The organism is Pseudanabaena sp. CCNP1317, assembly GCF_034931345.1.
In the GTDB taxonomy this organism is placed as follows: domain Bacteria; phylum Cyanobacteriota; class Cyanobacteriia; order Pseudanabaenales; family Pseudanabaenaceae; genus Pseudanabaena; species Pseudanabaena galeata.
In genome coordinates this window covers 24,050-33,163 of record NZ_JAYGIF010000116.1, presented here as the reverse complement: position 1 = coordinate 33,163, position 9,114 = coordinate 24,050, and the positions used below count along the sequence as shown (strand labels likewise).

The following is a 9,114-nucleotide window of genomic DNA, read 5'->3' as shown; positions in this document are numbered from 1 at the left end:
GCAGATGTTCATGTAACTTTTCGCAAAATACGCTAATCTCTTTCATAGGGGTTTTATTTGTGATGTGGTTATCTTTTATAAAACCCCTTCCTGTCTACTTTTGCAACTTTTTGTCCTGTACTAAGAGCTGTCTTACAAAGAAGAGAATGGCGGCGCGAAGCAGCCATTCTCTTCTTTGTTTTTATGACAAGCGGGACAAGACAACTATAAAAAACCTACTGCACCACCTAGCAAAACCCCCATCCCCGCGATCACTAGAGGATGAATTACCACAGCCCAAATACGCGGAATTTTAATCCCTTCACAAAGCGGAAATACTAAACTGGCGATCGCCGTATTAATTATTAAAAAGCAAATTGCCCATAGGGGAACCCATCGCAAGTTTAAGCCTACCAGTGCAATCCACACAAAAATATTGGCGATCGCTACCAGTCCCCCCCCCTGCACCCAAGCTTTTCCAGACTCAATTGGGCGATTAGGCGACATCCAGACCAGCCCTATCCAAGTTAAGGCTGCCAACAAACCACAGGCGATCGCATCGAAAAAAAAGTGCATATATTTTTGCGTTTCGCTAGTAACTTCTCCTTGATAGACGGCGCAGATATTCGGCTACACCATCTATCAATTCTTATTCAATTCTGGCTGGAATACCTTGACGACGCAACTGCTCAATCCGTTGCTGAGCCGCATTAGGATCTCGATAAGAGCCAATCTGCACTCGTCCGTCACTAGGGCGCACATAAGCATCCCGTTCAATTTGCTGAGCGCTAGCTGCATAGCTATTTTCCACAACTACACGATAGCTACTAACTGGTGCGGAAACTGCGGGGGCTGGAGCCGATGATATGGGAGCAGCATACTTGACCGCAGTATTTGGGCGTGGGGTAACATACACAGTCGTGGGCGCGACAGAATTTGTGTTAGCACGACTTACGGATGTTGGGGTAGGTGCTGTGGCAGATGTTGGAGAAGTTGCTCTAGCTGTACTAGGAGCAGGAGCAGGAGCAGGAGTAGCCCTACTAGTCGCAGGTCGTGGAGCAGGCGCTCTAGAGGATCTTGCAGGAGCAGGAGCCGATTCGTAATTCCTTCTACTTACAGGTGGAGTATAGCTACGTTCTACGGGTGCTGGAGCTAATGCGGGTGGTAGTGGCGCAACGGAAATGGGCGGTAACGAAGTTGACGGCACGGTTCGCAAGGGTGTAGTTGGCACAAAGGCACTATTTGGAGCGAACAAACTTGATGGCTTCGTTGATGGGTTAGCTAAGGGATTTTTGGGAGCGATCGCAGGATTGGCTGGGGCTTTGCTAGCTAATTCAGGCTTATCGCCAGCAAAAGGGACAAAAGATATGCCTGTATCATTGGCTTTCTGCTGATTTTGCAAGTTAATATCGCTGCCTAAATCTGCATTTTTGCCATCGGTTTGAGCTGCTTTTGGTTTTGTTTCAGGTTTAAAAATCTTCATTACACCCGATGGGTCAACCATCAGATAGCCGATCGCGGCACTAGAGCAGAGCAATAACAACAGTGAAATAATCCCCACGGGATTCATTAAACTGCGTAAGGCACTCTTTTCAGGTGGTGCATTAGGAATCGGATAAGCAGACTCTTGATCAACGGATTCCTGATAGTGATCTGCATAATCATTGGCAAAACTTTGGAGAATGTCATCATCGTCAGGGGTAGGTATTTTTGCCATTGTCGGCGAATTCAGACTACCGCTCGTGGCTTCACCATAGCCATTCATGTCTTGAGCATAGGGTAAATCTGGCTCTACACCAGCATCATACAAATTCTCAAGACTCTGGAGAGCTTCTAGCCCTTGGAAGTTATGTAACTCAGCAGTAGATATATTGATTGATGAATTTGTAGATGCTCCTGAGCCTATAGGTGGCATTACAGGCATTTGGATCGTCCGTCGATCGCCATTAGTCGTTGGATCAACAATTGGAGCGATCGGGGAGAGTGCATCGGATAAACTTGGTGAAGTCCAAATCGATTGAGTCGAGACAGCACGGGGTCTAAAGGGATTGAGGTAGGAAATAGTCTGACCATTGGCTTGCCAATGGCGATAACGATCTAGCTCATCATTGAGGCTCGCATCCAAACCAGCCAACGCTGTTTGCAAGCCTGAAGACTGAGCGATCGCAGGCAAAAGATCAGTCTCTGAATTAGTGACTCTTTGGTTGCTTGTTTTAGAAATCGTTGGAGAGATGGTGGGACTCAATGTTTGCATAATAATCTTTACCTCAGGCAGTAACAGCGTTTTGAGCTAGGTAAATGTCTCGGATATCTTCGGGAAGGGCCTCTTCTAAGGCGTGATAAGCCTTGACTAGAAGCTGCTTAACATCACTAGCAGAGATGTTTTCGCCTTCAGCATGTAAGTAAGCTGCGATGCGCGTATGGCTCCATTGAAAAGTTTGAGACAACAATAGTATCAGACGTAGGTTACCAGCCATTTGATTTAACGCTTGATTAAGGTAGCACCAAAATACGGGCGGTGTATCTTTGAGAGAATATTGAATGTCTTCAACGGGTGGGACTTCGGCACGATTGATCATCATCGCGGCAATATTAATCAGCCAACTTTGCAAAGATAGATGCGGTTTGTTAGCCCGCAAGTCTAGCACTCGCATCTCGTGGTAGATATATTCCCAAGTCTTTACAAATAAGTAGTCTGACTGCACTGGAGATCGCGTTGCTGTACCGATTAAGGTATATAGCACCTGTCCATAGCGACAAAAAATCGCTGCAAAATATTGACCCTCTTCAGGATGTCTTTGAAATAGCGTCACGAGTTCGCGATCGCTCTTCTGGAAAAGCGCCTGAATCTTAGGGTGATGAATTTCGGGAAGGGGGGGAAGCTGCACGGTCACGGCTATTGCTAGCTCACTTTATAAGTTTTCAATTTTGATGCACACATACTAGCAGCAAAGTATGATAATGCAACCCGTAGTTCGTACTAATTGTTTTAAGATACCAAAAAGAGAGGCGGCGCGAAGCGCCGCCTCTCTTTTTGGTATCTTAAGAGATAACGTCGCTCCAAAATCATGGAATAGTTCGCTATGCTCACCAGTTTTGAAGGTCTCTACCGTAATGGACAGATCAAGATCACCGATCTACCCACAGGCATACCCGAAGGCACAAAAGTTATCGTTACATTTCTAAAGTCAGATGAGATTAATTTAGAATCCCTTGGCATTAATAGAGCCGACGCACAGATATTAAGAGCTAGTTTATTTACTTTTGCTGAAGAGTGGGATAGCCCCGAAATGAGTATTTACGATAATTACGATGCCGCCAAAAAACATTAAACGTGGAGATGTTGTTCTTGTAGTTTTCCCCAACTCAAATTTGACTACAGCTAAAACAAGACCAGCAATAATTGTCCAAGCTGATAACTTGCAAACAGGACTGCCACAAATAGTGGTGGCGATGATTACGAGTCGGATGATCAGGAGTATTCATCCTAGTCGAGTCTTGGTAATGTTGAACACGATCGCAGGAAAACAATCAGGTTTGCTCACTGACTCAGTGGTAATGACCGATAACCTGACAACGATCACGACTTCCGCAATTCACAATGTAATCGGCTCACTGCCAACGACTGAAATTGATCAAGCTTTGAGACATACCCTTGGGATCTAGTTATGATTTATCGCAGTTTGGCTGATATTAATATTTATGATTCACCCCAACTCGATCGCCTTGCGACGCAGATGGCAAAGGGTAGATATCTAGAAGTACTATCATCTGAGCCAAGTTTTCTAAAAATTCAATTACTAGAAGATAACTATACGGGCTTACTTGATCGTCAAGATGTTGAGAAGTTAGAACTAAGCGATCGCCAAAGTTTTATCGATAATTTACCGCCCGCTTTAAGTGCTAGCGAAATACGCGATCGCCTTCCCGATGTCATCACTTTTATCCGACAAGCAATGGCAACACCCAATGAGTATTTGTGGGGTGGGACAGTTGCCCCCAATTATGATTGTTCAGGATTGATGCAAGCAGCTTTTGCTTCGGTTGGTATTTCGATTCCGCGTGATGCTTATCAACAAGAAGCATTTGCAGAAGCAGTAACTTTAGAGGAAATGCAAATCGGTGATTTAATCTTTTTCGGGAATCCGACAAAGGCAACTCATGTTGGTATCTATATCGGTAATGATGAATATATTCATAGTTCAGGAAAAGAGCATGGACATAATGGAATTGAGATTAGTCAACTAGCAGGATTAGATCCAGTTTCCCAATGGTATGCCAAGCAATTACGTGGGACAGCTAGAATTGCATAGAAAAGAAGTAATGAATTGCCTCACGGAGTGCGGCAATTCATTACAAAAATGATCGGAACTCTCTATAAGGTTTTATGTCTTAAACCGTAGGGCTTTGCAAAATGAAAAAACAATCATAGTCAGGGTTTGCGTTTTTTATCTTATCTACATCAAAATCGCGATACAGTTTATTGAAGCTTTATGTATTACAGAAGTATTTTTGAAAGCGTCGCTTTGCACCGCTTTCAAAAATATTTCTGGGGTTTATGTCAGCGCAAAGCGCTGTAAAGTAGCGATCGCTATACTAGAGAGCAATTATCAGGAGAAGGATTCATGTTGCAAAATCGACTTGGCTTAACGGCAGCAATGGTTAGTCTGATATTTTTGGGATGTACCAATCAGGAAACCCCAAACTCATTAGCCCCATCCCCCAATAGTTCGCAGTCCACAACCACAATCACCACAACAAACACTTCTAAAACAGTGACTCCATCTCCTGATGCGAATCCCCAAAAGCCTGTTGCTGCCTCCTCAAAAGCCTCCACAAAAGCGATCGGCATTGGCGACATCAAAGAACTTGAAGGCGATATCATCTGTGGCAAAACAAGAGTGATTTATGCCTACGGAGAAACCTCCAATTATCGCGTTTATATTTGTGCCGACTCTAAGGAACCTAATCGCCCACGCTATTACATCAGCCGCAATAAAGATGGTAGCGGTGGTTTGGACTTAGAAGCAACCAATTATAATCCTCAAAAAGATGGGGCAATCGAGTTTAACAATGAAGGATATATATATACTCTCGAATCACCTACCACTCAAAATCCTGAACCTGTATTACGGGTGACTTTTCCGAATCAAAAATTAACAGAAGAAAAGTTACTACGATATCTTACAAGATCTAACAAATCTAACTCTTCGGCAACAAATCCCCCTTCTGATCCGTTGCAATATGTACTCCAAAACCGTGAAAGTTTGGGGGTTTGCAAGGATAACTTCCGTGCCGAAGATGGAAAAAATGGCATGGGTTCAAAGGCATTCAAAATCTCTGATAAAAAGTATTTAGTCCAAATTCAGTGTTTCCTAGCTGCTTATCAAGGTAACTTTGAATATGTTCTATGGATCGATGAGTCTCCAACCCCCCGTGCGATCCCTCTCGAATTTGATAGTTTCCAAGAGCCAAAAGAAGGCGAAAAGCCTAAACGGATTACCGATCGCTCGATCGCTGGTTTGCCAAGATTTAATGTGCGATCGCAGACTTTAACCAATTTCACCAAGTTTCGAGGGGTTGGTGATTGTGGCTCATCGGCTCTTTATAAATTAGAAGGCGATCGCATGGTTTTACAAGAATATCGTGCTAAATATGCCTGTGATGGCAATTATGTGCAAGATTTTCCGATTATCTATCCCTAAGCAAGGCTTGAAAAATAGTAATGGCGGCGCTTCGCACCGCCATTACTATTTATTGTTACAGAAGGTGTCGCTTTGCGTCACCTTTTCTTTTTTTTGAGGACGGCTCAAAGTGCTGCCTTCTAAGGAAAATCATATTTAGCTGTCACAAGACGATACTTACCACTTTGAGGATCTTCAATTGGTTTAAATTTGTAGTCTTTAACCGTTTCTCTAGCAATATCATCTAACTCCTTAATCCCACTAGACTTTAAAAACCTAGTTTGGACTTCACCACTAGGATCAACAAGCCACATAAATGTGACGGAGCCACTTTTCCCAGAAGTATTAGCTACTTTTGGAGGAATCCAAGTCACACCTTTTTCTCGATTGAGATCAGGATTAGATATCAAGGCATCCGCAGGGGCAATTTGAGTATTCCTAATTAAATTTTTAGACAATAAATCAATGATTTGCTTGTCAGTAGTATAGAGTGCCGAAATATTACCAATTTCTTTTTCAGGGCGATCGCTATTAGAAGAGTTAGCAGCTACGGCTCCTTGTAAATTTCTTGTGCTATTGGCATCTTCACCATTGGCAGATTTTTTAGTTGTCGCAGGAGGTGAGGTTACATCCTTTTTAAGACCACCATTTTGATACTCAGGCTTGATATTATCTGTTTGCTTAACAGGCGGCGGGCTAGTGTTATCAATCTGCTCAGACTGGTTAAAGCGCGGCTGAGTAGGGGGATTTTTGGGTGGTGTCGGTACAGGACTTTTCGGTTTTACAAACTGTGGTTTATCAATGTCGTCGGGTAATGGAGGAACTGAAAACGGATCAGCAACTGGTGGTAAATCCTCAAAATTACTGAAGCTATCTAAGTCTAAGGTAGTTAATGGGCTACTGCTAGATATATCGGGAAATGGATTCAGGGGTGAGTTAGTTTTGGGTGCAGATTTGACAAATAAATTATCAATGAGTGATTTATTTGTCTTTGAGTTAGTAGTTAATGTCTTGGGAGGTAACTTGACTACTGGAAGCGTTGAGACGACAACTTCACGAGGTTCTGGTTTTTTGAGTGGATTTGGTGCGACCAAGGCAAAGGCTGCATGGATGCCGAGAGAACTCAACACAAGTACCCCAAATGGGTACTTCATGATTAGACCGCCTACTTTATTCGCAAATTGACGCATCGGATTATTTGCCACAACTGTATTTTTAGAGTTCAACATGGGTTGCTCTGTTTGAATTACAGTTATTTCACTCTTCGGTTCAGTCGGCAACATGGTTTTGTGTTAAGTATTTTGTAAGTATAAATTTACTAAGCAAAGCACTTGCATCAAGATCGGGACGTGGCGATCGCCACTCGATTACCCGCAATAGCCCTTAACTCTGCCAGACGGCTAATGACAATTTGATAGGAGACAGTTGAATCATCGGCACTCAGTACGACCATACCTCGTGTAGAGGAGCCTAGGAAACCATTGATCTCCTGAGCTAACTGTTGAGGTGGAATCAATTTTCCATCCTTTAACATTTGTCCTGCAGGATCAAGAGTGATGATGAAAACATCTGCTGGCTGAAGATCGCCTGCGTTTGTGTCACCCTGACTGCTGCGATCGCTAATTGGTAAATCAATACCAACCCGACTTGGCACAGTCAAGGCGGCTGACAACAAGATAAAAAACGCCAGAATTGAAAACACCACATCTAACAAAGCAGTTAGATTGATTTCAGCATTAGCCGATGATTGGTATTTTTTTTGAATTTTCATGAATCAACTGCCCTCATATCAATGTGACGCATCTAAAGCTAGATTGTTTCTTAGGGCTAGATGGTTTCTTGAGGTTTGGAATAATTTACTTCCACCACTGTATGCACATTCCCACGAGGCGTAAAATCACCTTTGACATTAATTCTGAGGGGATCTCCAGCCTTTACAAAATCATCCAGAATTTGATTGACCGCCTCTTCATGGGAAATAAAGAGATCGCGGTAGCTATTGATATACAGCTTAATTGCCTTGAGTTCCACCAGCACAAGGTTAGGTGTATAGGAAATATAGATTGTGGCAAAGTCGGGATAGCCTGAGAATGGACATTTACTCGTAAATTCAGGAAGGGTAATCTGAATGTTGTAATCTCTGCCGATGCGTGGGTTCGGAAAAGTAGTGAGGGTTGCTTCTGCGATCGCTTGTTCGCCGTACTTAACAGTCATGTCTGCCCTGAGATAAAAAATAACAAATGAAAAAAATGAAACTGAGCAAGAATTTGCTTTAGGGCTTTGTGCTTTAAATAAAGAACCCGATTTCTGTTGCCGAGGCAACAGAAATCGGCTCTTTATTTTACTGCACATCCCTTATCCTTATAGCGTAGCAAATTTAAACCTAAAAAAAGGAAGGGCGCTTTGCGCCCTTCCTTTTTTTAGAAGATAGAAGAGCGCAAAGCGCTCTCTCCTACAAGCTGTGGCTAATGTTTCTTGACATCATGGGGCTGGATCACACCATAACCGCCATGATTACGTTCATAAACCACATTGATTTCCCCCGTATCAGCATTGCGAAAAACATAGAAATCATGATCAATTAACTCCAACCGTTCCAGAGCCTCATCCACAGACAAAGCAGGCATAGCGAAGTATTTATTTCGCACCACTTGAGTAGGCAACTCAACCACACGATTGTCGTTTGGCAGAGGCACTGGTGGTTGCTCAATAACAGCGATACTAGTTTTCGCAGCAGCGCGATCGCTCTTGCGTTCTTTAAATTTCCGCAACTTACGAGCAATTTTGTCAGCAACTAGGTCGATACTTGCATACAAATTCTCGCTCTTTTCCTCGGCACGGATCACAGATCCGTTTGCATAGACAGTTACCTCAGCCGATTGGCTCGAAGCAATGCGAGGATTGCGAGCCACAGATAGATGCACATCTACCTCTGTGGTTAATGCTTGGAAATGGCTCACCGCTTTGTCGATCTTTTGCTCAACATATTCGCGGATGGCTTCCGTGACTTCAATATTCTTGCCTTGAATTACAAGTTTCATCTCTATGACCTCGCTTCTGAGTTCCAAATCAGTTAATAAAATTGACACGCGCAATCTTGTTTTTAATTACCCCACTGCGCCGAATAGCTGATTTGGCTATGAGATCACCATAACACTTTGCAGGTGTTAGCAAACCAACTTTGATGCACTTCTTAACGTAGACTTAATAACCGATTTTGGCGTTTTTATCGCCTATAGCGCTTAAAACAATAAATCTAAAAATCCTAGGCGATCGCAATCTGTAGAAATAACATCAAACAAGGTTGCTATTTATCACTTACGATTGGGACTGTGCATCTCCTTAAAGACGCGCAGTAAAATCAAGACTCAATTTTTTGTGGCGTGGCTTCGCCACAAAAAATTGAGTCTTGATTAAGTCGCACAAACCTTAAGGTATGCACATTTAAGCT

At 43.1% G+C, this 9,114-nt stretch carries 11 protein-coding genes; 4 read left to right on the top strand and 7 right to left on the bottom strand.

The features are described from left to right. Positions 1-204: 204 nt before the first annotated feature. The 3 genes from VB775_RS21475 to VB775_RS21465 all read right to left on the bottom strand — a co-directional run bounded on the left by VB775_RS21475 (position 205) and on the right by VB775_RS21465 (position 2,867). The gene (locus VB775_RS21475) at positions 205-555 is read right to left on the bottom strand and encodes a hypothetical protein (RefSeq protein WP_281007677.1); all 351 of its coding nucleotides are present in this window, start codon (positions 553-555) and stop codon (positions 205-207) included. Positions 556-628: 73 nt separating this feature from the next. After that, positions 629-2,233: an SPOR domain-containing protein gene (locus VB775_RS21470; protein ID WP_281007676.1), complete on the bottom strand. Its 1,605-nt coding sequence runs from the start codon at positions 2,231-2,233 to the stop codon at positions 629-631. Between the two features lie 13 nt (positions 2,234-2,246). Beyond that, complete coding sequence (locus tag VB775_RS21465) at positions 2,247-2,867, bottom strand: RNA polymerase sigma factor (protein WP_407072953.1); 621 nt, start codon at positions 2,865-2,867, stop codon at positions 2,247-2,249. Positions 2,868-3,062: 195 nt separating this feature from the next. Here VB775_RS21465 and VB775_RS21460 point away from each other — a divergent pair, with 195 nt between their 5' ends. From VB775_RS21460 to VB775_RS21445, 4 genes are all read left to right on the top strand, one after another. Beyond that, a complete protein-coding gene (locus VB775_RS21460; RefSeq protein ID WP_281007674.1) occupies positions 3,063-3,311 on the top strand; it encodes a hypothetical protein in 249 nt (82 codons plus the stop codon). Beyond that, positions 3,292-3,645 (top strand): type II toxin-antitoxin system PemK/MazF family toxin, encoded by a 354-nt coding sequence (locus VB775_RS21455; protein ID WP_281007673.1) that lies wholly within the window; start codon positions 3,292-3,294, stop codon positions 3,643-3,645. Before VB775_RS21460 ends, VB775_RS21455 begins: the two co-directional genes overlap by 20 nt. Before the next feature lie 2 nt (positions 3,646-3,647). Then, the gene (locus VB775_RS21450) at positions 3,648-4,292 is read left to right on the top strand and encodes a C40 family peptidase (RefSeq protein WP_281007672.1); all 645 of its coding nucleotides are present in this window, start codon (positions 3,648-3,650) and stop codon (positions 4,290-4,292) included. 312 nt (positions 4,293-4,604) lie between these two features. Continuing rightward, on the top strand, positions 4,605-5,684 hold the full coding sequence (locus VB775_RS21445) for a DUF1176 domain-containing protein (RefSeq protein ID WP_281007671.1): 1,080 nt from the start codon (positions 4,605-4,607) through the stop codon (positions 5,682-5,684). Positions 5,685-5,803: 119 nt separating this feature from the next. On the opposite strand, the gene VB775_RS21440 is transcribed toward VB775_RS21445, so the two are convergent. The 4 genes from VB775_RS21440 to hpf form a co-directional block, all read right to left on the bottom strand. Continuing rightward, positions 5,804-6,946 (bottom strand): energy transducer TonB, encoded by a 1,143-nt coding sequence (locus VB775_RS21440; RefSeq protein WP_281007670.1) that lies wholly within the window; start codon positions 6,944-6,946, stop codon positions 5,804-5,806. A 53-nt stretch (positions 6,947-6,999) separates the two neighbouring features. Further along, the gene (locus VB775_RS21435; RefSeq protein WP_281007669.1) at positions 7,000-7,434 is read right to left on the bottom strand and encodes an ExbD/TolR family protein; all 435 of its coding nucleotides are present in this window, start codon (positions 7,432-7,434) and stop codon (positions 7,000-7,002) included. 56 nt (positions 7,435-7,490) lie between these two features. Further along, on the bottom strand, positions 7,491-7,877 hold the full coding sequence (queF, locus tag VB775_RS21430; protein ID WP_190576415.1) for a preQ(1) synthase: 387 nt from the start codon (positions 7,875-7,877) through the stop codon (positions 7,491-7,493). Positions 7,878-8,128: 251 nt separating this feature from the next. Continuing rightward, positions 8,129-8,704 (bottom strand): ribosome hibernation-promoting factor, HPF/YfiA family, encoded by a 576-nt coding sequence (hpf, locus tag VB775_RS21425; RefSeq protein WP_281007668.1) that lies wholly within the window; start codon positions 8,702-8,704, stop codon positions 8,129-8,131. Positions 8,705-9,114: the final 410 nt, after the last annotated feature.